The sequence below is a fragment of the Flagellimonas lutimaris genome, from assembly GCF_051494225.1.
Classification (GTDB): Bacteria; Bacteroidota; Bacteroidia; order Flavobacteriales; family Flavobacteriaceae; genus Flagellimonas; species Flagellimonas lutimaris_A.
The window spans coordinates 110,415-134,528 of the sequence record NZ_JBNPYE010000002.1 but is presented as its reverse complement, the minus strand read 5'-3'; the positions used below and the strand labels follow the sequence as shown (position 1 = coordinate 134,528).

Genomic DNA, 24,114 nt, shown 5'->3' with positions numbered 1-24,114 from the left:
CCAAAACGTTGAATCATGAACATCTTGGTCTTGGGTTCTGGCGGCCGTGAGCATGCCATCTCCCTTAAAATCTCTCAAAGTCCCAAAACATCTAAATTATTTGTAGCTCCCGGTAATGCGGGAACTGCTCAAATAGCCACAAACGTTGAGGTGGGAGTAAATGACTTTGAAGCCATTAAACAATTGGTGCTTAAAGAAAACATCAATTTGGTAGTGGTTGGACCAGAAGATCCGTTGGTAAATGGAGTGCACGATTTTTTCTTGAATGATGCAGCCCTAAAATCCGTTCCCGTAATCGGGCCGGAAAAAGCAGCTGCAGAACTGGAAGGAAGCAAAGAATTTGCCAAAGAGTTTATGATGAGGCACAACATTCCAACCGCAGCCTATCAAAGTTTTACAAGTGAAACATTGGAAGAAGGTTATACCTTTTTGGAAACGCTTGACCCTCCATATGTTTTAAAAGCAGATGGACTTGCGGCCGGGAAAGGTGTATTGATCCTTCAAGATTTACAAGAGGCCAAGGATGAGCTCAAATCCATGTTGGTCGATTCCAAATTTGGAAATGCAAGTGCAACGGTGGTCATAGAAGAATTCTTGGACGGTATAGAACTGAGCTGTTTTGTGCTTAATGACGGCACCAACTATAAAATTTTACCAACGGCCAAAGACTACAAAAGAATAGGTGAAGGCGATACCGGTCTTAATACAGGGGGTATGGGGGCCATTTCCCCGGTTCCTTTTGCAGATGCCGCCTTCATGGATAAGATTGAGCGTCAAATTGTGAAACCTACCGTAGACGGCCTTAAAAAGGATAATTTGCCTTATGTCGGCTTTATCTTTATCGGATTGATAAAAGTTGGGGAGGAACCCAAAGTGATTGAGTACAATGTTCGCATGGGAGATCCCGAGACGGAAGTAGTCATACCAAGACTCAAAAGTGATTTGGTCGAGGTGCTTTTGGCCATGGCCAATGGAACTCTAGACCAAGTGGACCTTCAAATTGACGAAAGAGCAGCAACCACGGTTATGGCAGTATCTGGCGGTTACCCCGAAGCCTATGAAAAAGGCAAGGAGATTACAGGAACGGAAAACATTCAAGATTCCATCGTTTTCCATGCAGGAACAAAGTTGTCCAATGACAAAGTATTGACCAATGGAGGACGTGTAATAGCAATTACTTCCTTTGGTAAAGACTTTAAGGAAGCGCTGAAAACATCCTATCAAAATATGGGAAAGCTCCATTTTGATGGCATGTATTACCGAAAAGATTTAGGGTTTGATCTATAGGTAAGAGTGAGAGCTAATGCTCTTGTCTTCCTCACCGCTATCGTTGAAAATTTTCAACTGGCCCATCCAGTAGACCGCTGCGATTAAACCAATAACAAAGAAAATCCAGTTAATCGTATTGGAACCCCACCAGCTGTGCATAAAGCGGAAAAAATCCAATGGTGCGAAAAGGTAGTTTACAAATAAGTCTTCTATACCGTAAAAAAACTTGCTCATGTTGGCTATATTTACTTTACAAAAGTAGCAAAAGATAGGATGATTTCAAGCTTTTTCGGAAAAACAAAACCCATAAATTACATTGTCCTAGCAATTTTTTTGTTTCTTTTTTACTTCACCAATGTTTTTTTCCAGATGGGAGAACAAAGAATCAATGAGGCTATTCCCTTGGAAATCTTACTGTTTACGGGTCTGTTGTTGTCCGTTTTTATCATCAATTTAATTGTTAGGTCAGAAAAGGCAACGGAAGCAAACTCATACGCCATGGTCTTTTTTGTGTTCTTGATTGTGGCTTTCTCAGATGAATTGGTCCTTCAAAACGTGATTTTTGCCAACTTTTTTTTGCTATTGGCTTTTTCGAGGCTATTGTCCATCAAATCCATAAAAAATGTGAAGCACAAGATTTTTGATGCATCACTTTTAATTGCCATTTCAAGTTTGTTCTACGATTGGGCTATCGCGTTTATGCTTCTGGTTTTTTTTGTAATCGGAGTATATGACCGGAAAACATTCAAGAATTGGTTGGTTCCCTTCTTGGGCATGACCACGATTTTTGTTCTCACTTTCACTGTGCTCAAATTAAAGGGGTCTTTAAACTTTTTTGAAGACCATTATCAATTCTCCTTGGGACTTTTTACGACGAAATCATTCTTTCAAGTGTTGAACATTAAGACCTTGATTTATCTTATTTTGACCATAATCGTTTCTATTTTGGTGTTTGTTCGATTGCGAAATGTAAGTGGGGGCAAATTACTTTTGTTACGAATAGTTTTCTTGATTTTTGTATTGAGTACCGGTATCATTCTATTTACACCAGCAGATGCTTCCCCTGTATTGATCACGTTTTTCCCTGCATCCGTTTTTTTTACCAATTATTTCGAGGGTATTAAAAGGCGGAAACTTCAGGAAGTGGTTTTGATAGGTTTTATGGTATTGGCCTGTTCCCTTTTTGTCATCCATCTTAACTAGATTGGGCATAAAGCAATATCTTTGAACAAATTTAAGCTATGTTCAGCGATTTTGCCTTCAAGATATTTCAGGAAAGTATAGATACCTATCACATTAAAGACGACGTGTACCAAGATTTTTTAAATCCTTATCCAAAGGATAAAGTAGAGCATTTGCTTTACAGAAAAAACTGGATAGATACCGTACAATGGCATTACGAGGATATTATTCGGGATCCGGAAATTGACCCTGTGGACGCATTGGATCTCAAACGTAAAATTGATGCCAGCAACCAAGACCGTACAGATTTGGTAGAGTATATTGATGGGTATTTCCTAGACAAATACCAATCGGTACAAGTTAAAAATGATGCGACAATCAATACCGAAAGTCCAGCGTGGGCAATAGACCGACTTTCCATTTTAGCACTGAAGATTTACCATATGCAGGAAGAGGTAAACCGCAGGGATGCCTCTCCGGAGCATATCCAAAAGTGTAGCGATAAACTGTCTGTGCTTCTAGAGCAAAAAAAGGACCTTTCTACAGCTATTGACCAATTGTTGGCTGATATTGAGGCTGGAGATAAGTACATGAAAGTCTACAAACAGATGAAAATGTACAACGATGACGAATTAAATCCTGTGCTTCGTGGACAAAAGGGGTAAACAGACCCATATTTTACTTATTCGGTTGTCTGCCATGGGAGATGTGGCGATGACCGTGCCCATTATCAGTGCACTTACCGAAGAATATCCACAGCTACAACTTACTGTTCTCACCAAAAAACCATTCATGCCCATTTTTGATGGGTTGAAGAATGTACAGGTAAAAGAGGCCGATGTTAAAAGACGGCATAAAGGACTTATTGGCCTTTGGCGATTGTATCAAGAACTAAAACCGTTAAAGTTCGATGCTGTGGCGGATTTGCATAATGTATTGCGGAGTCGCATTCTTAAAAAGTATTTTGCGCTAGAGCGGGTGCCTTTTGCTCAAATTGATAAGGGCCGAAAAGACAAAAAAGCACTTACCCGTCCCAAGAACAAAGTTTTTCAGCAATTAAAAAGTACTCATCAGCGATACGCAGATGTTTTTGCCGAACTCGGTTATCCCATTAATTTATCCAAGGCCAGACCTTTGGAAAGAGTTCAACTCTCAGCGAAGGTCCTTGAGTTGGTACAACAAGACGCCAAAAAATGGGTAGGGATAGCACCTTTTGCTGCTCATGAAGGCAAAATGTATCCGTTGGAATCCACAGAAGAGGTAATCAAATCGCTAAATGATACCGATAAGTATAAAATATTATTGTTTGGTGGTGGCGCTAAAGAAGTTGAAGTGTTGGAACAACTTGCTAACGCTTACGATAATGCCTTGTGCATGGCGGGTAAGCTAAATCTTTCTGAAGAATTGCAACTCATTTCCAATTTAGATGCGATGTTGTCCATGGATAGTGGCAATGCTCACATGGCTGCTAATTATGGTATTCCCGTGGTGACTCTTTGGGGGGTTACCCACCCTTTTGCTGGTTTTTATCCGTTTGGTCAGTCCATGGAAAACGCACTTTTAGCTGACCGCGAAGCTTATCCTTTAGTTCCTACCTCGGTTTACGGCAACAAAGTACCCGAAGGGTATGAGAAAGCCATGAAAACCATCAAACCACAAGAGGTTTTGGAGAAATTGATGGAACTTCTGGAGAGTTGAGCAACCCATTATAGGATGTTGCATCATTTTTATAACTTTCAATGTCCGTTTTGGACTTTGACCCAAGTCACATAAAGAACAAACTATGAAAAAAACAAACTTGATTTTTTCCGTATTGATGGGAATTTCTATGCTATCCTGTTCTGTTGACCAATCAACAGGGACTCCGGTTGAGGAAGCTGCCCGATTGAACATTACTTTTATAATGGATGCCGATGCGGAACGCTTGGACAATTTGGGCAATCCTGTAACGGTCCCGGAAGGAAATGCAGCACAAAACCCTGACTTTGAGATTTTGGGACTTCATTTTATAGGACTGTATCCGGATAAATTTACACCGTACGATGAGGGGGTTACCATTACTTCTACCGCAACCACGGGAAGTGGGGGAGCATTGGCCATTGACTTTGACAGCGAGGTGTTTTTTAACGAAGAAATCAATACGCTAAGTGTTCCGCTGAGCTATGTTGCAGCAGGAAGTTATGAGTATATTCGGGCCTCGATAGGATATCAGAAATATACAATTGTATATAATTTGGAAGGAGCGGAAACAGAGATTCCCGATTGGCCGGAAGGAGTAGACGATAATATTGATGTAGACGGTATTGTTGCTTCCTTTTTAGGGTACAACACTTACATTGGCAGCTACGTAATCAAAGACCAAACTGTTACGGTGAACGGTAACAAGGCACAAGGGTATTTTGGATTGGAAACCAAGGGAAATATTGAAGGATTTGTATTTACACAAGTAACCCAAGGCGATGCCCCCCAGACCACAGTGCCCAATCCCATTAACGATACTTCGCCGGTTCCGGAAGGCTCATGTGTAGTGACGGGACAATTTCCATCGGCTTTGGTGATACCCGCGAATGCAACCAAGGATATCAATATTGAAGTGGTCGTATCCATTAACAACAGTTTTGAATGGGAAGATGCTAATGGCAACGGCAAATATGAACCTTTATTGGGCGAAAATGTCGTGGACATGGGTACACGTGGAGTGTTCCCTTCCGTAGTGGATTAAGCCACCGTCCCTTGGCAACTACTTCCTGCCCCAGCCGTACAGCCGTAGCAATGCTGTGATATAATAATATCCCTGTTGCTCAAAACGTCATCATTAAAATCCTTAATGTGTTTTACCTTGCTCGCGACTTTAAGGTCCAGCATCTGGTTAAAATCACAATCATAGAGCCAACCGTCCCAGCTTACGGAAATGGTGTTGGTGCACATTACACTTTCCACCGCGGCAGGGTTATAGACTTCTACCAAGGAGTACATATAATCTTCATAATTGTCAGAAGCGATGAGGTAGTCCAAAAACCGTGAAATCGGCAAATTGGTTATGGCAAATAAGTTGTGGAAATCAATATCAAAATCCTCCTTTAAAGCTTTTTTGAAATCGTGCTCCATCGCAGCTTGGTCGGCGGGTAAAAACGCCCCCGAAGGATTGTACACCAAATCTAAACGTAAATCACTCTCCGGCATACCGTATCCCACCTCGTTGAGCATTTGCAAGGCTTTAATGGATTTATCAAAGACACCATCGCCACGTTGCTTGTCCGTTTTACCGCGGGTGTAATGTGGCATGGACGACACCACATGCACATTGTGCTTTTTAAAGAATTCAGGCAGGTCGTGGTATTTTTTATTGGCCAAAATAATGGTCAAGTTGGAACGTACGATAAAATCTTTAATGCCCGCTTTGGAGGCTTCTTCCACGAACCAACGAAAATCAGGATTCATTTCAGGTGCACCACCAGTAAGGTCCAACGTGTGGGCCCCTGTGTTTTTGATTACATCCAAACATTGTTGCATGGTTTCCCGTGTCATGATTTCCTTGCGGTCGGGCCCCGCATCCACATGGCAATGCCCACAAACCTGATTGCACATGTACCCTACATTGATTTGAAGTACTTCCAGTGTTTTAGGACGTAAAGGAAACTGATTTGTTTCTGCAATCTTATCCTTAAAATAAGGCAGCTCTCCGTCTTCAAAAAGTTCACCATTCAAGATTTCCAATTGCATTTGGGCATTGGACAGCGCATCTTTCTGTGCTTTTAACGATTTCTTCGCCGCTTTTTTTATGTCTGTGAGTATGCTTTGCGCCATTGATCAAAAATAAGTTTACATGGAAAGTTTGTCGTACTTGTTCATCATCTGTACACCATGAACCAAAGTTGCCCCACTTTCTATGGCGGCCCCAGCATGTACAGCTTCCATCATTTCTTCTTTGGTGATTCCGCGTTGCAGCCCATCTTTGGTGTAGGCATCAATACAATAGGGACATTTTACAACGTGCGATACGGCCAAGGCGATCAAGGATTTTTCTCTAGCACTCAGCGCGCCCTCCTCAAAAACCTTTCCGTAGTAATCAAAAAACTTATTGCCCAGTTCTTCGCTCCATTCGGTAATCTTACCAAATTTTCTCAAATCTGCAGGATCATAATATGATTTGGCCATTTTTCTTTATTTAATGTTCTTCCTAAACATACAACAAATATCACTATTCATTTTGGTCGCAGATCTATCTTATAGATTACAATTTCTTATAATAAAGAATGCATTCATCACTAAAGTTGTGCCTAGTTTTGAAAATCAAATGTTTATGTCATTGAGCAAAGTTGGCAAAAATAGAGTTGAATCAACTAACATGAAAAAAGAAATCAATCAATAGGTTACATTTGCCATCAATAACAAGAACAGTAAAAATGCTTGAAAACAAATCCATAGGCCTTGTACTTTCCGGTGGAGGTGTTCGGGGAATGGCGCACATTGGGCTGATCAAAGCCATGCGAGAACACAACATTGAAGCCAACGTAGTAGCGGGCACAAGTATTGGAGCATTGGTAGGTGCCCTTTACGCCAACAACAATACGGTGGAAGAAATGCTCGATTTTTTTAAAAAGGTGCCATTGTTCCAGTACAGTTTTTTTACAATAAATAAACCTGGATTTATTGATACAGAGCGTTATGCAAGTATTTTCCAGAAATTTTTCCCAAAAAATACTTTTGAAAGTTTGGAAAGACCTTTGTACGTAGTCGCCACCGATTTGCTGAGTGGCAAGGAAAAAGTCTTTAATAATGGCCAACTTATTAAACCTTTGCTGGCATCGGCGGCTCTACCCCCTGTGTTCAGTCCAGTGGATATTGATGATATTCTTTATGCAGACGGGGGTATCATGAACAATTTTCCAAAGGAATATGTCGAGGATAAAACGGAATTTATCATTGGAAGTAATGTATCCGCCACTGTACCATTGCAAAAGAAGGATTTACGGAACTCCTTTCAACTTACAGGACGAGTGACCAGTTTAATGATCCATGCATCCAACGATGAGAAGTTACGCGAATGTAACCTTTTTATTGAACCCAAAGAATTAGATCAAATCGGGGTGTTGGATAAAAAAGGTATCGAAAATGCGTTCAATATTGGATACGAACACGGTAGTAGGGCCTTGGAAGAGATGCTATCTACACTATAACCGTTCATTTTGATATATTTTACGTTTAGAGAATGTCGGTTCTAGTTTTTTCCTCGTAAAGAGTATCGAGAACAAGGTTTTACGTAACTAAATTCTGATTCTCGATACAATTTTTATTTGCATTCACTCTAAAAATCACTCGAATTGACGAATTTCAATTCAAACAAATTGAAAGATTACACATTATCGTAGTCCACCGTAATTTCGGAGGTAAGCGGATGTGATTGACAAGTCAACACAAAACCTTCCTCAATCTCGCCATCGGTAAGGATTTGGTTCTTTACCATTTCGGCCTTCCCTTCGGTAAGGCGGGCAATGCAACTACTGCAAACACCACCTTGGCAAGAATAAGGAGCATCGATGTCCTGTTTTAAAACCGCATCGAGCACCAATTCTTTTTTATCCATAACAAAAGTAAAGGTCTCATCATCCAAGATTACCTTTACTTGGGTTTTACCTTCCAATTCTTCGGCAAGATTATCTTTGGTGTCCTCGCTGGTAAAAAGTTCAAAATGAATTTTATCTTCTGCAACACCATTCTCTTTTAGAGTATCGGTCACCTGATGGATCATTTCTTCCGGTCCACATAGGTAGAAACCATCGAACGCTGTTTCCTTAAACTTGTTTTTTAGTACAAAATTTACCGTTGATTTTTCAATCCTTCCAAACAAGGCCTCGTCTACATTGGACCTGCTGTACACAAATTGTACAAAAAAGCGCTCACCATATTTTTCCTTTATGGCTTGAATTTCCTTAAAGTACATGGTTTCTTCTGGGGATTGGTTTCCAAATACCAGCACAAAGGTATTTTCCGGACTGCTTTCCAAAACGGTTTGAGCTATGCTCATAATTGGGGTAATGCCACTTCCGGCAGCAAATGCAGCAATTTTTTGTGGAGAGGTAGTTTCAAAAACAAAACGGCCTTCTGGAGGCATAACCTCTACAGTGTCACCGGCTTTTAAACTCTCGTTGGCGTACACAGAAAACGTACCGCCCTCCATTTTTTTGATGCCCACTGTTAATTTTCCTGAAGATGGCGGAGAAGAAATAGAGTATGCTCTGCGTAGCTCCTTTCCGTCCAATTCATGTTTAAGGGTAATGTATTGCCCTGCTTTGAAACTATAAGTTTCTTTAAGGTTTTCTGGAATATCAAAAGTAAGGGCCACGGCATTTGGGGTTAGTTTGTCTACCGCGGCTATTTTTAAAGCATGGGATTCGCTCATGTAATCAATTTTGCTGCAAAATTAAGCATTACACTCCTTTTGAGCATCTATTTTAAGAAAAAGCATGGGTTTTGTAACAAATCCAATAAATTAGACACCAACTAAAAAAAAGCCAACCATGCTCAAACATTTTATTGGACTCCAATGGAAGTCATTTTTTAGGTCCGCAAGTTTTAAAACAGAAATCTGGTTTAAAATATTGATGGCCCTGGGGGCACTTTACTTTATTGTGGTTTTCTTGGGAATGGGTGTCGGAGCCTACTTTCTTATTGAAGATATGGGACTTGGCGACCCTCTTCGTGTGGTCAATCAGTTTATGATCTATTACCTGGCCTTCGACCTTGTATTTAGGTACATGTTGCAAAAAATGCCCGTCACAAACATTAAACCTTTGTTGTATTTGCCCATGAGCAAAACCAAAGTGGTCAACTTTTCGTTGGGGAAAACAGTAATTTCATTCTTTAACTTTGCCCATGCATTCTTTTTTATTCCTTTTAGTATTGTGTTGCTCGTGGAAGGATATCCACCGGTACAGGTTATTGGATGGCACTTGGCTTTGATGGCTCTTTTTTACTGTAACAACTTCCTTAATGTTATGGTAAACAACCAGAATATCATCTTTTATGTGTTTGCCGCTTTATTTATCGTGGCAGGAGCCTCACAATATTATCAATGGTTTGATATTACCATTTACACCCAACCCTTTTTCGACTTTTTCTATGACATGCCATGGACGGCCGTAATCCCATGGATTATTTTGGCGGGAATGTATTATGGAGCCTTCTCTTACTTTAAAAGGCACATGTATCTGGATGGTGGCTTGGCCAAAAAACAGACCGAAGCCAAAACAGAGAACTTGGAATGGTTAGATCGCTTCGGCAATTTGGGAACTTTTTTAAAAAACGACATCAAACTTATCAAAAGAAACAAAAGATCTCGAACGGCCGTAATTATGGGCTTCTTCTTTATTTTTTATGGATTGCTATTTTTTACGGGCGCTCTGGAAGTTTACGATGGTCCTTTTTGGAAAATCTTTGCCGGAATTTTTGTTACCGGGGGGTTCTTGTTCAGCTTTGGACAATACGTACCCAGTTGGGACAGTAGTTATTACCCCCTCATGATGAGTCAGAACATCAAATATCGTGAATACTTGTCGTCCAAATGGTACTTGGTCATTATTGCAACTATCATTTCCACCATTTTGGCCACTTTTTATCTCTATTTTGGATGGGAAGCCTACGCCGCAGTGTTGGTCGGTGGCATTTATAATATTGGCATTAATAGTTACTTGGTGCTTTGGGGAGGTGCCTATGTAAAAACTCCGATTGAGCTTACCTCTAATAAAAAAGCATTTGGCGACAAGCAGGCCTTTAATGCCAAAACACTACTGCTCACGCTGCCCAAATTGGTATTGCCCATTATAATTTATGCCATTGGTCACTTTTTGATCAGCCCTACCGCGGGATACATTTTTGTGGCTGTGTTCGGATTACTTGGATTTGCCTTCAAGGAAAAGGTATTTACCATGATCGAGGGCATCTACAAAAAAGAAAAGTACAAAACACTACAAGCTTACAAACAGAAATAACACACCATTAATAAAAAATACATGATCACAGTTCATAATTTAACCAAGACTTACGGCGAACAAACCGTTTTGAACATTGACCAACTCGAAATTCCAAAGGGACAAAGTTTTGGTCTTGTGGGAAACAACGGGGCAGGAAAAACCACCCTTTTTAGTCTATTGTTGGATTTGATTCAACCTTCATCGGGGCACGTTATAAACAATGATGTGCAGGTGGATCAGAGTGAAGCTTGGAAACCATTCACTTCTGCCTTTATTGACGAAACCTTTTTGATAGGATACCTTACTCCAGAAGAGTATTTCTACTTTATCGGAGAACTCCGCGGTAGAAACAAGGCCGATGTGGACACCCTACTGTCCAATTTTAATGATTTTTTCCACGATGAGATATTGGGGCAGAAAAAGTATTTGCGGGACCTTTCCAAAGGAAACCAAAAGAAAGTGGGCATTGTGGCCAGCTTTATAGGCAACCCCGAAGTAGTGATTTTGGATGAACCCTTTGCCAATTTGGACCCGACCACCCAAATTCGACTAAAAGGAATCATTAAAGATTTGGCAGCCAAAGAAGGCGTAACGGTGCTTGTTTCCAGTCACGATTTGATACATGTTACCGAAGTCTGCGAACGCATCGTAGTGCTCAACAAAGGTGAAATCGTGAAGGATATCCACACCTCTGCAGAAACTATGAAGGAACTCGAAACTTTCTTTGCGAGTTGAGGTTTGAAAATCGGTCAAGAAAAATTCTTGCATTTTATCGATAAGCCTTATAATAATCCGCTCTTTTTTGAGTTTAAGGTTACACAAGATTATCGATAATTTTGAAACTTCATCATACATTTTTAGGGGCCATTGTTTTGGGAGGACTAGCATTTAATGCATGTTCCACCCAAAAAGACAAGTTTGTCAACCGAAATTGGCACGCACTCAACACCAAGTACAACACTTTGTACAATGGGAATCTTGCCTTTCAACAAGGGCTGGAAGAAATCAATGCCAATTATCGCGATGATTATTGGGAAATTCTTCCAGTGGAACGACTCAAGGTCATCGATGAGATAAAACTCGATTCAGAAGATAACAACCCAAACTTCATCATTGCCGAGGAAAAGGCTACCAAGGCCATCCAAAAGCACAGTATGGACATCAAAGATGAGGAACGCAACCCGCAAACGGATGAAGCGTTTTTGTTGCTAGGAAAAGCACGTTATTTCGATCAGCGCTATATTCCAGCTTTGGAATCCTTCAACTATATCCTTCGGAAATATGTGGAGAGCGATAAGCTGAACGAAGCCACCATTTGGAGGGAAAAAACCAACATGCGTTTGGACAACCCCGAAGTGGCGATAAAAAACCTGAAGCGTTTGTTCAAATACGAATCGCTCAAAGATCAAGAATATGCCGATGCCAATGCCGTTTTAGCACAGTGCTACATCAACCTGAATGTACCGGATACGGCCATCCAAAAATTAAAAATATCCCAAGCCTACACCAAAAAGAACCCAGAAAAGGGGAGGTACCTTTTCATAATCGGGCAATTGTACGATCAATTGGGGCATAAAGATAGCGCCAACTATGCCTACAACAAGGTCATTGCCCTCAACCGTAAATCACCCAGGGTGTACATGATCAACGCACACCTTAGGAAAATCCAGAACACCGAACTTACGGAAACCAACAAGGAAGAAATGTTGGAGTACCTGACCGATTTGGAGGAAAACAGGGAAAACAGACCCTTTTTGGACAAAATTTATAGGCAAGTCGCTCAATATCACATGGCCTACGAATCGGATAGCTTGGCTCTGGCCTATTACAATAAATCGTTACAGGCCACACAAGGGGAGCGTAAACTGAACGCCCTGAATTATCAGAGCTTGGCGGATTACTATTTTGATGAGGATGAATACAGAATTGCAGGTGCATATTATGACAGTACCTTGACCAATCTCAATGAAAATACAAGGAAGCACCGCAACATTAAAAAGAGGCTGGATAACCTAGAGGATGTTATTAAGTATGAAGACATCGTGCAGCATGCCGATAGCGTAATCGCTTTATATCAAATGCCAATCGCAGAACGTAAAGCCTATTTTGAAGACTTCATCGCCGAAATGAAGCGTAAAGAGGAAGCAGCGGCTGAAAAGGAATTGGAACGAACCACTGCTGGTTTCGCAACTTTTGCTAATAGCAAAGGGGGCAAAGAGAACCAAGGCAAATTCTATTTCTATAACATTACCAGTTTAGGGTATGGTAAAAACGATTTCAAGACCCGTTGGGGCAATAGAAGTTTGGAGGATGATTGGCGCTGGAGCAATAAATCCAAAACGTTGATTTCTGAGGCAACTGGAGAAGAAATTGCAGCTAATGATGAAGTATTGACCGAGGACCAAAAGTATTCAGTGGATTACTATTTGGAAAAGGTTCCGACCGATGTTGTGGAAATAGATAGCTTAAAAACCGAAAGAAACTTTGCCAATTATCAACTAGGCTTAATCTATAAAGAAAAGTTCAAGGACAACATGCTGGCCGCGGCAAAATTGGAACGCGTATTGTCATCTAATCCAGAGGAAAGGTTGATACTTCCATCAAAATATAATCTCTACAAAATTTATGAGGAATCAGGAAGTCCGTTGGCGCTTAACATGAAGCAAGACATTATTACCAACCATCCAGATACACGCTATTCCGAGATTTTGTTAAACCCGCAGGCAGTGCTCGATGGAAATTCGGACAGCCCGGATGCCAGATATGCGGCTTTGTTCAAACAATACCAACAGCAGGAATTTTTAAGGGTAATTACCCAGTCGGAAGAGTATATCAACAAGTTTACTGGAGATCCGATTGTGCCTAAGTTTGAAATGTTGAAAGCCAATGCCATTGGTCGTTTACAAGGGTTTGAACCCTTTAAGGAAGCATTGAATTATGTAGCACTTACCTATCCGAACAATCCAGAAGGGAAGAAAGCGGAGCAAATGGTTGAAGAACAACTGCCCAAATTGGAGAAGAAGGAATTCTCGCCGGAAACAGGCTCCTCCGGAACAGGAAACTGGAAAGTAGTATTTCCTTTTAAAATTAAAAACGACGAAAAGGCCACGAAACTTAAAGCGCGTTTGGTAGAGGTAATCAGCGAATTGAACTATGACAACATCGTTTCCAAAGACATATATAATTTGGAAAATGAATTTGTGGTGGTGCACGGCTTTCCTTCCCAAGACTTCGCTTTGGGCTTTGCCGAGCTTATAAAAAACAACAGGGACTACCTTATTAAAGATGAGAATTTTGTAGTTTTATCCGATAATTATAAAATAATACAGGTCCATAAGAATTTAGAATCATACAAAGCACAATTTTAATCCCCAAAAACCTAGAACCCAATGTTTTCTGACAACAAAAAACCCCGACCTATGAATGAATTTGGCGGACAGCCAAATAGAATAGAAAAAAACACCAAAATAAAGGGTGATATCACTTCCGAAGCCGACTTTAGAATAGACGGTAAATTGGAAGGCAATGTTACCACTTCCGGTAAAGTGGTCATAGGAAAGGATGGCTATATCAACGGGAAGGTAGAATGTGTGAATGCAGATATAGAAGGAAGGTTTAACGGAGAACTTATGGTTAAGGATTTACTTTCCCTTAAATCGTCCGCAACCATTGAAGGTACCGTAAGCGTGGCCAAATTGGCCGTGGAGCCTGGGGCTACTTTCAATGCTGCCTGTACCATGGGAAAAGGAGCTGTGTCCGCCCCTAAAATGCAGCCCACAAAGAAAGATGAGCCAGCAAAAGCCTCCTAAGAAATACAAAAAAACGATTAATACAGCCGCCCGTTTGTCTGGTTCCGCCATTCAAATGGGCATTGTTATTTATTTAGGTGTGTGGGGAGGCAAATGGCTCGATGGCCATTTTGAGACCGAGAAAGTGTTCTTGCCCATTTGTACAATCTTGGCCGTTGCGATTTCCATATATTTGGTGATGCAACAACTGAAAAAAATCAACGATTGAAAATCAGTTATTACCCGATTCTTTTTGTCTCTATCCTGTTTACGGGATTACTACTGCTGTTTTTTTCCCAGTCCTGGCTTTTGGAGAACAAAGGACATGACCTTTCTTCTCTTCAGTTGACAAAAAGTTATGTGCTCAATGCAATAATGGCCTTGATTGTTTTTTTTGCCATTTATGTTTACAGGGATAAATACCGGGATTTATTAGGCTTCTTTTTTTTGGGTGGCAGCCTTTTAAAATTTACTCTTTTCTTCATTTTTTTATATCCGGACTTTAATCAAGATGGTGTATTGGAGCGGTTGGAGTTTCTTGTGTTTTTTGTTCCCTACGGATTTGCACTTGTTCTGGAAACCTTCTTTTTGGTGAAACTGCTTAATACTGTGTGATAAAGCCCTCAAATCATCCAAAAAAAACAAAGAAAAAAATAATACTCAAAAAAGCTTTTTTCTTTTGACCGAGGAATGTATTTTTGCACCAATTTTTGAGGACCCATAGTTGGATCATATGCGAAATTCTTTTTTTAGTAAAAAATTAGTTGCCGTAATTTTTTTGATTGCGGGATTTGTATCAGCCCAAAACCATGAGGGAGAAGAAGTTGAAACAGGCACCCACAATCTAAAGACCCAAATTAAGGAATACATCGATCATCACCTTTTGGACTCACATGATTTCAACCTGTATTCTTATACTACAGACGAAGGTGAACATAAATATATAGGATTCCCACTTCCAGTAATTCTTTGGGACAATGGATTAAAAGTTTTTTCTTCTTCCCAGTTGGAACATGGAGAAGGTGTTGCTGAAGCAGGCGGAAACTATTACGTGCTTTATCACAATAAAATATACAAAACAGATGCTGAAGGGACCATCGATTTTGGTGGGCATCATGGAAATGAAACCCATGAAGAAGATGCGTTTGGGGAGGACTTGGTGGTGAGTGATGCACATCCGACCAACAAAAAACCTTTGGATTTCTCCATTACTAAAAACGTTGTTTTTATTATGGCCGTTGCGCTTTTGATGTTTTTGGTGTTTCGTTCTATGGCCAAACGATACCAAAAAAGTATTATGCCAAGAGGTCTGGGTAGATTCTTGGAACCTTTGGTGCTTTTTGTTCGCGATGAGATCGCCGTACCGAACATTGGAGAGCACAAGTACAAGAAGTATATGAGCTATTTGCTTACGGTGTTCTTTTTTGTGTGGGTGATTAACCTTTTGGGGTTGACGCCACTTGGGGTTAATGTAACCAACAACATTGCTGTTACTTTTGCCTTGGCAATAATTACATATCTGATTACAACATTTACTGGGAATAAAAACTACTGGAAGCACATCTTTTGGATGCCAGGTGTGCCGGTTCCCATGAAAATTATATTGGCGCCCATAGAATTGTTGGGAACATTCATCAAGCCATTTTCATTGATGATTCGTTTGTATGCCAACATTACTGCGGGTCACATAGTATTAATGAGTATTGTCGGGCTGATGTTCATATTTAAAAACTGGATAGGAAGCCCATTGTCTTTCTTGTTGGCATTCGCACTTTCTTTATTGGAATTGTTGGTGGCTGCATTGCAGGCATATATTTTCACCATGTTGTCCGCCCTTTATTTTGGTATGGCGGTAGAAGAGGATCATCATTAATTAAGACAGAACGTTTAATTTTTAAATTCATATATCATGACAGGTTTAAATTTCGTAGGTGCTGGTTTGATCGTAATCGGAGCAGGATTGGGTATCGGTAGAATCGGTGGACAGGCAATGGAAGCCATTGCTCGTCAACCTGAAGCTTCTGGTAAGATTCAAACTGCTATGCTGATTGCAGCAGCCCTTATTGAAGGTATCGGTTTCGCCGCTCTTTTTGCAGCCTAATAACCGTAACAGTATTAATGAAGGCCATAGCGGTTGGCTATGGCTCTTCATTGATTTAAAATGATATAGTTTAAAAGAATTAATATTTTAAGATAAATGGAAAAGTTAATCGAACAGTTTTCCTTAGGGTTATTTTTCTGGCAATTGTTGCTTTTTGTGGCTCTTTTGTTATTGTTGAGGAAATATGCGTGGAAACCAATTCTTGGTGCTGTTGAGAAGCGCGAAGAAGGTATTAAAGATGCCCTTGAAGCTGCAGAGGCTGCAAAAAAGGAAATGCAGAATGTTACTGCGGACAGCGAAAAGCTTCTGCAAGAAGCCAGAATGGAAAGGGATGCTTTGTTGAAAGAGGCCAGAGAGATAAAAGACAGTATTGTTTCGGAAGCCAAAGAGCAAGCTCAGGTAGAAGGTGATAAGATAATCAAGCAGGCCCAAGCCACAATAGAAAGCGAAAAGAAAGCTGCCGTTGCCGATATTAAGGCACAAGTGGCTAATTTGTCTCTAGAGATTGCTGAAAAAGTGATCAAAGAGGAGCTTTCCCAGAAAGGCAAACAACAAAAGTTGGTTGAGGATATGTTGGGCGATATTAAACTGAACTAAGGGGAAATGAACCAAAACAGGGCAGCCATACGATACGCAAAAGCAACCTTGGATTTCGCAGTCGAAAAGAAGGCGGCAGAAGCCGTTGAAAAAGATATGCGAGAGATAGCTGCGACCATTTCTGAGAATGTAGAGCTTCAACATATGTTGGAGAGTCCTATAATAAAATCAGAAGTGAAGAAGAACAGTTTGTTGGAAATCTTCAAGGGCGCCAACGAAATCACAAAAGGTCTTCTACAAACATTGCTAAGCAACAAGAGAATTGCCATGTTGCAGGAAGTGGCCTTCAAATACATCATTCTTCATGAAAAATTGAAGGGTGAGGAGGTAGCTTACGTGACCACCGCATTTCCATTGACCGCAGCGTTGGAGAAGAAAATTCTGGACACGGTGACCAAGGCAACCGGCAATAAGGTTACCCTTGAGAATAAAATCGATGAGAGCATCATCGGAGGATTTGTGCTAAGGGTGGGGGACACCCAATACGATGCAAGCATCGCAAACAAATTGAACGGATTAAAAAGAGAATTTACAAATAGTCTATAAAAATGGCAGGAGTAAAAGCCGCTGAGGTATCAGCAATTTTGAAAAAACAGTTATCAGGTTACGAAGCATCCGCTTCTTTGGATGAAGTAGGTACCGTATTACAAGTAGGTGATGGTATTGCCCGTGTGTATGGACTTGCCAATGCCCAGTACGGGGAGTTGGTGGAGTTCGATGGTGGCATGCAAGGTATCGTTCTTAACTTGGAGGAAGACAACGTTGGTGTTGTATTGTTGGGCCCATCCAAAGAAATCGTGGAAGGCGCTACTGTTAAGAGAACCGAGCGTATTGCTTCCATCAATGTTGGTGAAGGAATTGTTGGCCGTGTGGTGGACACCTTGGGTAAACCTATCGATGGTAAAGGACCTATTTCCGGGGAGACCTACGAAATGCCCTTGGAACGTAAAGCTCCTGGTGTAATTTTTAGACAGCCCGTTGATGAACCCATGCAGACAGGAATCAAGGCAATCGATGCGATGATTCCCGTTGGTCGTGGACAAAGGGAGTTGGTAATTGGTGATAAACAAACTGGTAAAACCACGGTTTGTATTGATACCATTCTTAATCAAAAAGAATTTTACGATGCCGGTGAACCTGTTTACTGTATCTATGTTGCCATAGGTCAAAAAGCGTCTACGGTTGCCGCCATCGCCAAGACTTTGGAAGAAAAAGGTGCACTGGCCTATACAACCATTGTTGCCGCCAACGCTTCAGACCCTGCTCCAATGCAGGTATATGCCCCATTTGCTGGTGCAGCTATCGGTGAGTTCTTTAGAGATACAGGACGTCCTGCCTTGATCATCTATGATGATTTGTCAAAACAAGCGGTGGCTTACCGTGAGGTATCCTTGCTATTGAGAAGACCTCCAGGACGTGAAGCATACCCTGGTGACGTTTTCTTCTTGCACTCAAGATTGTTGGAGCGTGCTGCCAAGGTTATTGCCGATGACGATATTGCAAAGACGATGAACGACCTTCCAGAGGTCTTGAAACCAATGGTGAAAGGTGGTGGTTCGTTGACAGCTCTTCCTATTATTGAAACTCAAGCAGGTGACGTTTCCGCGTATATCCCGACCAACGTAATTTCCATTACCGATGGTCAGATATTCTTGGAGCAAGACTTATTCAACCAAGGGGTTCGTCCTGCAATTAACGTAGGTATATCCGTATCACGTGTTGGAGGTAATGCCCAGATCAAATCCATGAAGAAAGTAGCAGGTACTTTGAAATTGGATCAAGCCCAGTTCCGTGAATTGGAAGCTTTTGCCAAGTTCGGTTCCGATTTGGATGCCGCTACTTTGAACGTCATTGAAAAAGGGCGTAGAAACGTTGAGATTTTGAAACAAGGCCAGAACGATCCATTTACCGTAGAAGATCAGGTGGCCATCATCTTTGCAGGCTCCAAGAACTTGTTGAGGGATGTTCCTGTGAACAAAATAAAAGAATTTGAAAAAGATTACTTGGAGTTCTTGAACGCCAAGCATAGAGATGTTTTGGATACCCTTAAAGCAGGTAAATTGACCGACGAGGTTACCGAAACTTTGACTGCGGTTTGTAAAGACCTATCAAGCAAGTACAAAGCATAACAATTGTCATTCCTGAAGGACCCTGAGCGTAGTCGAAGGGCACTGCAGGAATCCATAACCAAAAAGATTCCGCATCAAGTGCGGAATGACAAAGAAGCATATGGCGAATCTAAAGGAAATACGTAACAGGATATCATCCATCTCATCAACAATGCAGATAACAAGTGCCATGAAAATGGTTTCTGCTGCAAAGTTGAAAAAGGCACAGGATGCTATTACGGCAATGCGCCCTTATTCGGACAAGCTGACCGAGCTCTTGCAAGGGCTTAGTGCTAGCTTGGAAGGTGACGGTGGTAGTGAATATGCTGATAATAGACCTGTAAACAAAGTTTTGGTAGTATCCATTACTTCCAATCGTGGTCTTTGTGGTGGATTCAACTCCAATATCATCAAGCAGAGCAATAACTTGGTGTCCAACAAGTACCCAGGAAAGCAAGTTGATTTTTATACCATTGGTAAGAAAGGAAACGATATCCTTCGTAAAAAACACACGATTTTGGGTGACCAAAGCAAGGTGTACGATGATTTGACCTTTGAGAATGTTGCCGAAATCGCTGAACTTTTGATGCGTTTGTTCACCAAAGGTGATTACGACAAAATCGAATTGGTGTACAACAAGTTCAAGAATGCAGCTACTCAAATTGTTATGACCGAACAATTTCTGCCAATCGTAGGTGATGAAGGTGATAATGCAATTGCTGCAGATTACATTTTTGAACCATCAAAAGAGGAAATCGTTAAGGAATTGATACCTAAATCTTTGAAAACACAGTTGTTCAAGGCTATCAGGGATTCTTTTGCGAGTGAGCACGGAGCTCGTATGACAGCGATGCACAAAGCAACCGATAATGCCGCCGAACTTAGAGATGAATTAAAATTGACCTATAACAAAGCACGTCAAGCAGCGATTACCAATGAAATTCTTGAGATTGTTGGTGGTGCAGAAGCATTGAACAATTAAGGGTCCATAATAATACTATCAAAAGGCCACCCATTCGGTGGCCTTTTTGTTTTTCTTGGGACAATAAGGTTTAGGTAATAATGGCTTTTGCGTAACTTGTAGCCACTAATCAAGTTTTTAAAGAAGCAACACCTATTGAATCCACTTAAAAGGCTTTTTAAACAGACGTTTATCTACGGTTTGGCCACGGTATTGCCGAGGGTCATTTCTTTTTTCTTGCTTCCATTGTATACGACTGTTTTTGAAAATGCTTCGGGCTATGGACAGTATACCAACATATACGCTTGGATAGCTATTTTTAATGTCTTTTTGGCCTATGGAATGGAAACCGCCTTCTTTCGTTTTTATCATAAAAGCGAGAACAAAGCTAAAGTAATTTCTACATCGTTGATATCCTTGTTGGGTACGTCATTGTTGTTTTTAATTTTAGCCCTTTCTCTTAAAGAATGGCTTTCCGGAGTTACTAACATAAATCCTGATTACCTAAAATTCACCACCTATATTTTGGTGTTGGATGCCGTGGTAATCATCCCGTTTGCATTGCTCAGGGCCAACGAAAAGCCCATGCGATATGCAGTGCTCAAAACCGTTAATGTCGCCATTAACTTGGCTTTCAATGTGTTTTTTCTACTTATATTGCCAAAAATGGCCCAAGAAAACGATACAGGCTTTTTAGTCTCTTTTTATAAGCCGAATTGGGAAATCCATTACGTTTTGATTTCTAATGTGATCGCAAGCGGTGTAACGCTTTTAATTTTGCTTCCGACTTACATCAAGGCGTCCTATAAGTTCGATTTTGATGTCTGGAAACAAATGATGAAATATGCGGGACCCATTCTAGTGGCAGGAATAGCTTTTACGATAAACGAAGTATTGGATAAGATTTTGCTCACCGAACTGCTTCCGTCCGATATTGCTGAGAGCGAAGTGGGTAAATATGGAGCCTGTTATAAATTGGCCTTGTTTATGACCTTGTTCGGTACTGCTTTTAGAATGGGAGTTGAACCCTTTTTCTTTAGTCATGCCAAAAGCGAAAAACCACAAAAAACCTATGCGCAGATAACCAATTACTTCGTAATTCTGGGTAGCATCATTCTTTTGGGCGTTATTGTATTTATCGATGTATTGGGTAAACTGCTCCTTAACAATCCAGTATATTGGGAAGCCTTGGACGTAGTTCCAATTATACTTTTGGCGAGCTTCTGTTTGGGCATCTACCATAATCTATCCGTATGGTACAAGGTAACGGACCGAACCAAGTTTGGAGCCTATATCTCATCCGTAGGAGCCATTATTACCTTGGTCATCAATATAAGTCTTATTCCAAAAATTGGATATATGGCATCGGCTTGGGCCACTTTAGCTGCCTATGGCAGCATGATGTTCTTGTCCTATTACTTCGGTAAAAAATACTATCCCGTTCCTTACAATATGCGAAAGATAATCTTCTACCTTTCCGTATCGCTCGTGTTTTCAATACTTTCATTCTATGTTTTTAATAGAAATTTAATAGCGGGCAGCATACTACTTTTGTTATTTTTGGGGTTAGTGTATAAAATGGAAGGAGATAAATTACGAAGCATATTAATAAGACGTGAAAATTAAGATCATAAACAAATCAGGACATAAGTTGCCACATTACGAAACCCTTGCCTCCGCAGGGATGGATTTAAGGGCGGATATAGAATCGCCCATCACTTTAAAACCTTTGGAAAGGGCCATTGTCCCAACAGGACTTTTTATGGAACTACCTGTAGGTTATGAAGCGCAAGTAAGACCACGCAGTGGATTGGCGGCCAAAAAGGGCATAACAGTTTTAAATGCTCCAGGTACCATTGATGCCGATTACCGCGGGAATGTAGGGGTCATCTTGGTGAACCTGTCCAATGAAGACTTTACCATCGAAAATGGTGAGCGTATTGCTCAAATGGTGATTGCCAAACACGAACGTGCCGAGTGGGAAGAAGTAGAATCCCTTTCGGATACCGATAGGGGTGCAGGCGGATTTGGAAGTACGGGTACCAAGTAAAAAGAAGTAATGTCAGGTTCGAGCATAGTCGAGACCTTTATTAAATAGAGTAAAACCTTAAAAAAACACCCGACTTCGCGGGTATATGTATGAAAATAATCGTTCCAATGGCGGGAAGAGGATCCCGTTTAAGGCCACACACATTAACAGTTCCAAAACCATTGATTCCGGTTGCAGGAAAACCTATTGTTCACAGATTAGTGAGCGATATTGCCAAGGTGTTGAGAGAACCCATTGACGAAGTTGCCTTTATTTTGGGCGACCCTGCCTTTTTTGGCGAAGATGTGGTGCAAAGCTTAATGGAACTGGCTGGTGAATTAGGAGCCAAAGGATCGATTTACCGTCAAGACAAACCGCTTGGCACAGGGCATGCCATTATGAGCGCCAAAGAATCGTTGAATGGTCCAGCAGTTATTGCTTATGCCGACACATTGATTCGTGCCGACTTTGATTTGGACAAATCTGCAGATAGCGTTATATGGGTGAAACAAGTGGAGCACCCAGAGGCTTACGGAGTGGTAAAACTTAATGATTCCAATGAAATTGTTGAGTTGGTTGAAAAACCACAAGAATTCGTTTCTGACCTGGCTGTAATCGGTATTTACTATTTCAAAGATGTTGGAGTCCTTAAAAATGAACTTCAGCATGTGCTTGATAATGATATAACCCATGGTGGTGAATATCAGATTAATGATGGCATTAAACGAATGATGCAAAAGGGCATGAAATTTGTACCAGGTAAGGTAGATGAGTGGATGGATTGTGGCAATAAAAATGTTACAGTGGAGACTAATCAGCGCATGTTGAGCTTTTTGGAGAAAGAAGGTGAAAGTATGATTGCCAACTCTGTACAACAGGAAAATGCGAATATTGTGGAACCCTGTTTCATCGGAGAGAACGTGGTACTCAAAAACACTACTGTTGGGCCTTTCGTTTCGGTCGGCGCAAATACGGTTATAGAAAATTCAACAATAAAAAATAGTCTGATCCAGAGCGACAGTAAAATAAGCAATGCTAATTTGGACAATGCAATGATTGGTAACCATGTTGTTTATAATGGTAATTTTGAGACCATTAGTATTGGAGATTATTCCATTTTGGAATAACTTTAGAATAGATTTTTTAGTTTGATGGGGACTTAGGATGTTATGAAAAAAGAACTTCTTGTTTGGTTGGCTTTGGGAGTGTCGATAATGATGCATTACGGTACCTATGCCCAAGAAGAACAGGAAAGTGCCGATGTCTACCTAGAAGAATATACCGATGAGTTTCAAGAGAACTTCTTTGAGGCCTTAAAACAAAAAGGCATCCAGAACTACGACAGGGCTGTGGATTTGTTCCTGAAATGCAAACAATTGGAGCCCGATAATAGTGTGGTTAACTACGAATTGGCCAAAGCCTATATGTTGGATAAAAAATATGTACAGGCCCAAGATTATGCCATAGAAGCATTACTATCTGAACCGACCGATTATTGGTATTTGGACAATTTAATGACCATTTTAGACAAACAAGGAAGTCCGATGGAGACCGTAAAGCAGCGAATACCTTACGAGAACAAAAAGCTTCAGCAAAATATGGCCGTCGCTTTTTTCAAAATGAAGAAATACGAGGATGCACAAAAAGTATTAAGCGGGTTAGAAGATTCCCAATTGAAATCGGACTTGAATCGGAAAATATACGATTCCCTCGAAAAAGGGAAGCATGAACAAATTGCTCCAATAGCTCAGAAAAAAAGGGAAGATGTAGATGATGACCCTTTGACACAGTTAAAGGCACAGATGGAGCAATTGATAGCAGCTTCTGACTTTAAAAAACTGTTGAGTGAGTCTCAGGAAGCACTGGATTCTTATCCTTTGCAACCCTATTTTTATTACGCTTATGGCACTGCTTTGAACAATACAGGGAATCTCAATAAGGGAATAGAGGTCTTGGAAAGCGGACTTGATTACCTATTGGATGATGAAAATTTGAAGAACAAGATCTATAAGCAGCTTTCCGACGGGTATTCCAAAATTGGGAACACCCAAAAGGCGAACGAATATTTGAACAAGATTAATTCAGGATTATAATGCACCTATATAA

The 24,114-nt window shown here is 40.8% G+C and carries 26 protein-coding genes; 22 read left to right on the top strand and 4 right to left on the bottom strand.

Features of this window, described 5'->3' with window-relative positions; translation table 11 throughout:
- Positions 1–15 precede the first annotated feature (15 nt).
- A complete protein-coding gene (purD, locus tag ACQQ5U_RS05840; RefSeq protein WP_437396039.1) occupies positions 16–1,287 on the top strand; it encodes a phosphoribosylamine--glycine ligase in 1,272 nt (423 codons plus the stop codon).
- Here purD and ACQQ5U_RS05835 read toward each other — a convergent pair.
- Positions 1,282–1,503 (bottom strand): DUF6341 family protein, encoded by a 222-nt coding sequence (locus tag ACQQ5U_RS05835; RefSeq protein WP_437396037.1) that lies wholly within the window; start codon positions 1,501–1,503, stop codon positions 1,282–1,284. The two genes, purD and ACQQ5U_RS05835, sit on opposite strands and share 6 nt — an antisense overlap.
- 39 nt (positions 1,504–1,542) lie before the next feature.
- Between ACQQ5U_RS05835 and ACQQ5U_RS05830 the strand changes: the two genes are divergently transcribed.
- From ACQQ5U_RS05830 to ACQQ5U_RS05815, 4 genes are all read left to right on the top strand, one after another.
- Positions 1,543–2,472, top strand: coding sequence for a DUF6427 family protein (locus tag ACQQ5U_RS05830; protein WP_437396035.1), 930 nt, complete (start codon positions 1,543–1,545; stop codon positions 2,470–2,472).
- A gap of 38 nt (positions 2,473–2,510) precedes the next feature.
- Positions 2,511–3,116 (top strand): DUF4254 domain-containing protein, encoded by a 606-nt coding sequence (locus tag ACQQ5U_RS05825; RefSeq protein WP_437396034.1) that lies wholly within the window; start codon positions 2,511–2,513, stop codon positions 3,114–3,116.
- A complete protein-coding gene (locus tag ACQQ5U_RS05820) occupies positions 3,100–4,149 on the top strand; it encodes a glycosyltransferase family 9 protein (RefSeq protein ID WP_437396033.1) in 1,050 nt (349 codons plus the stop codon). The genes ACQQ5U_RS05825 and ACQQ5U_RS05820 overlap by 17 nt, the downstream gene beginning before the upstream one ends.
- 85 nt (positions 4,150–4,234) lie before the next feature.
- Positions 4,235–5,173 carry a hypothetical protein gene (locus tag ACQQ5U_RS05815; protein ID WP_437396032.1) on the top strand — a complete coding sequence of 313 codons (939 nt, stop codon included), beginning with the start codon at positions 4,235–4,237 and terminating at the stop codon, positions 5,171–5,173.
- On the opposite strand, the gene arsS is transcribed toward ACQQ5U_RS05815, so the two are convergent.
- Together arsS and ACQQ5U_RS05805 are read right to left on the bottom strand one after the other, a co-directional pair.
- Positions 5,170–6,258: an arsenosugar biosynthesis radical SAM (seleno)protein ArsS gene (gene arsS / locus ACQQ5U_RS05810; protein WP_437396031.1), complete on the bottom strand. Its 1,089-nt coding sequence runs from the start codon at positions 6,256–6,258 to the stop codon at positions 5,170–5,172. The genes ACQQ5U_RS05815 and arsS overlap by 4 nt on opposite strands.
- 15 nt (positions 6,259–6,273) lie before the next feature.
- Entirely contained in the window at positions 6,274–6,609 is a 336-nt protein-coding gene (locus ACQQ5U_RS05805; RefSeq protein ID WP_119607732.1) for an arsenosugar biosynthesis-associated peroxidase-like protein, read from the bottom strand.
- Positions 6,610–6,857: 248 nt separating this feature from the next.
- Between ACQQ5U_RS05805 and ACQQ5U_RS05800 the strand changes: the two genes are divergently transcribed.
- Complete coding sequence (locus ACQQ5U_RS05800) at positions 6,858–7,631, top strand: patatin-like phospholipase family protein (RefSeq protein ID WP_437396030.1); 774 nt, start codon at positions 6,858–6,860, stop codon at positions 7,629–7,631.
- 176 nt (positions 7,632–7,807) lie between these two features.
- Here ACQQ5U_RS05800 and ACQQ5U_RS05795 read toward each other — a convergent pair whose 3' ends face one another.
- Positions 7,808–8,854 (bottom strand): 2Fe-2S iron-sulfur cluster-binding protein, encoded by a 1,047-nt coding sequence (locus tag ACQQ5U_RS05795; protein ID WP_437396029.1) that lies wholly within the window; start codon positions 8,852–8,854, stop codon positions 7,808–7,810.
- Positions 8,855–8,972: 118 nt separating this feature from the next.
- On the opposite strand from ACQQ5U_RS05795, the gene ACQQ5U_RS05790 reads away from it, so the two are divergent.
- The 16 genes from ACQQ5U_RS05790 (at position 8,973) to ACQQ5U_RS05715 (ending at position 24,101) form a co-directional block, all read left to right on the top strand.
- A complete protein-coding gene (locus ACQQ5U_RS05790) occupies positions 8,973–10,442 on the top strand; it encodes a DUF5687 family protein (protein WP_437396028.1) in 1,470 nt (489 codons plus the stop codon).
- A 21-nt stretch (positions 10,443–10,463) separates the two neighbouring features.
- A complete protein-coding gene (locus ACQQ5U_RS05785) occupies positions 10,464–11,159 on the top strand; it encodes an ABC transporter ATP-binding protein (RefSeq protein ID WP_437396027.1) in 696 nt (231 codons plus the stop codon).
- A gap of 101 nt (positions 11,160–11,260) precedes the next feature.
- Positions 11,261–13,792: a tetratricopeptide repeat protein gene (locus tag ACQQ5U_RS05780; protein WP_437396026.1), complete on the top strand. Its 2,532-nt coding sequence runs from the start codon at positions 11,261–11,263 to the stop codon at positions 13,790–13,792.
- Positions 13,793–13,813: 21 nt separating this feature from the next.
- The gene (locus ACQQ5U_RS05775) at positions 13,814–14,233 is read left to right on the top strand and encodes a bactofilin family protein (protein ID WP_437396025.1); all 420 of its coding nucleotides are present in this window, start codon (positions 13,814–13,816) and stop codon (positions 14,231–14,233) included.
- Entirely contained in the window at positions 14,211–14,441 is a 231-nt protein-coding gene (locus tag ACQQ5U_RS05770; protein WP_437396024.1) for an AtpZ/AtpI family protein, read from the top strand. The genes ACQQ5U_RS05775 and ACQQ5U_RS05770 overlap by 23 nt, the downstream gene beginning before the upstream one ends.
- The gene (locus ACQQ5U_RS05765; RefSeq protein ID WP_437396022.1) at positions 14,438–14,827 is read left to right on the top strand and encodes a DUF6168 family protein; all 390 of its coding nucleotides are present in this window, start codon (positions 14,438–14,440) and stop codon (positions 14,825–14,827) included. Before ACQQ5U_RS05770 ends, ACQQ5U_RS05765 begins: the two co-directional genes overlap by 4 nt.
- A 118-nt stretch (positions 14,828–14,945) precedes the next feature.
- Positions 14,946–16,085: a F0F1 ATP synthase subunit A gene (gene atpB / locus ACQQ5U_RS05760; RefSeq protein WP_437396021.1), complete on the top strand. Its 1,140-nt coding sequence runs from the start codon at positions 14,946–14,948 to the stop codon at positions 16,083–16,085.
- Between the two features lie 36 nt (positions 16,086–16,121).
- Entirely contained in the window at positions 16,122–16,313 is a 192-nt protein-coding gene (gene atpE / locus ACQQ5U_RS05755) for an ATP synthase F0 subunit C (RefSeq protein WP_019388038.1), read from the top strand.
- 96 nt (positions 16,314–16,409) lie between these two features.
- Positions 16,410–16,910: a F0F1 ATP synthase subunit B gene (locus tag ACQQ5U_RS05750; RefSeq protein ID WP_437396019.1), complete on the top strand. Its 501-nt coding sequence runs from the start codon at positions 16,410–16,412 to the stop codon at positions 16,908–16,910.
- Positions 16,911–16,916: 6 nt separating this feature from the next.
- Positions 16,917–17,456, top strand: coding sequence for an ATP synthase F1 subunit delta (atpH, locus tag ACQQ5U_RS05745; protein ID WP_437396018.1), 540 nt, complete (start codon positions 16,917–16,919; stop codon positions 17,454–17,456).
- A 2-nt stretch (positions 17,457–17,458) separates the two neighbouring features.
- Positions 17,459–19,039, top strand: a complete 1,581-nt coding sequence (gene atpA / locus ACQQ5U_RS05740; RefSeq protein ID WP_437396017.1) for a F0F1 ATP synthase subunit alpha — start codon at positions 17,459–17,461, stop codon at positions 19,037–19,039.
- A gap of 100 nt (positions 19,040–19,139) precedes the next feature.
- Positions 19,140–20,000, top strand: a complete 861-nt coding sequence (atpG, locus tag ACQQ5U_RS05735; RefSeq protein WP_437396674.1) for an ATP synthase F1 subunit gamma — start codon at positions 19,140–19,142, stop codon at positions 19,998–20,000.
- Positions 20,001–20,135: 135 nt separating this feature from the next.
- On the top strand, positions 20,136–21,605 hold the full coding sequence (locus ACQQ5U_RS05730) for a lipopolysaccharide biosynthesis protein (protein ID WP_437396016.1): 1,470 nt from the start codon (positions 20,136–20,138) through the stop codon (positions 21,603–21,605).
- Positions 21,595–22,029, top strand: a complete 435-nt coding sequence (dut, locus tag ACQQ5U_RS05725; protein ID WP_437396015.1) for a dUTP diphosphatase — start codon at positions 21,595–21,597, stop codon at positions 22,027–22,029. The genes ACQQ5U_RS05730 and dut overlap by 11 nt, the downstream gene beginning before the upstream one ends.
- An 89-nt stretch (positions 22,030–22,118) precedes the next feature.
- The gene (locus tag ACQQ5U_RS05720; protein WP_437396014.1) at positions 22,119–23,135 is read left to right on the top strand and encodes a sugar phosphate nucleotidyltransferase; all 1,017 of its coding nucleotides are present in this window, start codon (positions 22,119–22,121) and stop codon (positions 23,133–23,135) included.
- A 42-nt stretch (positions 23,136–23,177) separates the two neighbouring features.
- On the top strand, positions 23,178–24,101 hold the full coding sequence (locus ACQQ5U_RS05715) for a tetratricopeptide repeat protein (RefSeq protein WP_437396013.1): 924 nt from the start codon (positions 23,178–23,180) through the stop codon (positions 24,099–24,101).
- The last annotated feature ends 13 nt before the right edge of the window (positions 24,102–24,114 follow it).

What these genes read in the sequence shown, in the direction of transcription:
- purD (WP_437396039.1), top strand. Translation starts at nt 16, where the DNA reads ATGAACATCTTGGTCTTGGGTTCTGGCGGCCGTGAGCATGCCATCTCC.
- ACQQ5U_RS05835 (WP_437396037.1), bottom strand. Translation starts at nt 1,503, where the DNA reads ATGAGCAAGTTTTTTTACGGTATAGAAGACTTATTTGTAAACTACCTT.
- ACQQ5U_RS05830 (WP_437396035.1), top strand. Translation starts at nt 1,543, where the DNA reads ATGATTTCAAGCTTTTTCGGAAAAACAAAACCCATAAATTACATTGTC.
- ACQQ5U_RS05825 (WP_437396034.1), top strand. Translation starts at nt 2,511, where the DNA reads ATGTTCAGCGATTTTGCCTTCAAGATATTTCAGGAAAGTATAGATACC.
- ACQQ5U_RS05815 (WP_437396032.1), top strand. Translation starts at nt 4,235, where the DNA reads ATGAAAAAAACAAACTTGATTTTTTCCGTATTGATGGGAATTTCTATG.
- arsS (WP_437396031.1), bottom strand. Translation starts at nt 6,258, where the DNA reads ATGGCGCAAAGCATACTCACAGACATAAAAAAAGCGGCGAAGAAATCG.
- ACQQ5U_RS05805 (WP_119607732.1), bottom strand. Translation starts at nt 6,609, where the DNA reads ATGGCCAAATCATATTATGATCCTGCAGATTTGAGAAAATTTGGTAAG.
- ACQQ5U_RS05800 (WP_437396030.1), top strand. Translation starts at nt 6,858, where the DNA reads ATGCTTGAAAACAAATCCATAGGCCTTGTACTTTCCGGTGGAGGTGTT.
- ACQQ5U_RS05795 (WP_437396029.1), bottom strand. Translation starts at nt 8,854, where the DNA reads ATGAGCGAATCCCATGCTTTAAAAATAGCCGCGGTAGACAAACTAACC.
- ACQQ5U_RS05790 (WP_437396028.1), top strand. Translation starts at nt 8,973, where the DNA reads ATGCTCAAACATTTTATTGGACTCCAATGGAAGTCATTTTTTAGGTCC.
- ACQQ5U_RS05785 (WP_437396027.1), top strand. Translation starts at nt 10,464, where the DNA reads ATGATCACAGTTCATAATTTAACCAAGACTTACGGCGAACAAACCGTT.
- ACQQ5U_RS05775 (WP_437396025.1), top strand. Translation starts at nt 13,814, where the DNA reads ATGTTTTCTGACAACAAAAAACCCCGACCTATGAATGAATTTGGCGGA.
- ACQQ5U_RS05770 (WP_437396024.1), top strand. Translation starts at nt 14,211, where the DNA reads ATGAGCCAGCAAAAGCCTCCTAAGAAATACAAAAAAACGATTAATACA.
- atpB (WP_437396021.1), top strand. Translation starts at nt 14,946, where the DNA reads ATGCGAAATTCTTTTTTTAGTAAAAAATTAGTTGCCGTAATTTTTTTG.
- atpE (WP_019388038.1), top strand. Translation starts at nt 16,122, where the DNA reads ATGACAGGTTTAAATTTCGTAGGTGCTGGTTTGATCGTAATCGGAGCA.
- ACQQ5U_RS05750 (WP_437396019.1), top strand. Translation starts at nt 16,410, where the DNA reads ATGGAAAAGTTAATCGAACAGTTTTCCTTAGGGTTATTTTTCTGGCAA.
- atpH (WP_437396018.1), top strand. Translation starts at nt 16,917, where the DNA reads ATGAACCAAAACAGGGCAGCCATACGATACGCAAAAGCAACCTTGGAT.
- atpA (WP_437396017.1), top strand. Translation starts at nt 17,459, where the DNA reads ATGGCAGGAGTAAAAGCCGCTGAGGTATCAGCAATTTTGAAAAAACAG.
- atpG (WP_437396674.1), top strand. Translation starts at nt 19,140, where the DNA reads ATGGCGAATCTAAAGGAAATACGTAACAGGATATCATCCATCTCATCA.
- ACQQ5U_RS05720 (WP_437396014.1), top strand. Translation starts at nt 22,119, where the DNA reads ATGAAAATAATCGTTCCAATGGCGGGAAGAGGATCCCGTTTAAGGCCA.
- ACQQ5U_RS05715 (WP_437396013.1), top strand. Translation starts at nt 23,178, where the DNA reads ATGAAAAAAGAACTTCTTGTTTGGTTGGCTTTGGGAGTGTCGATAATG.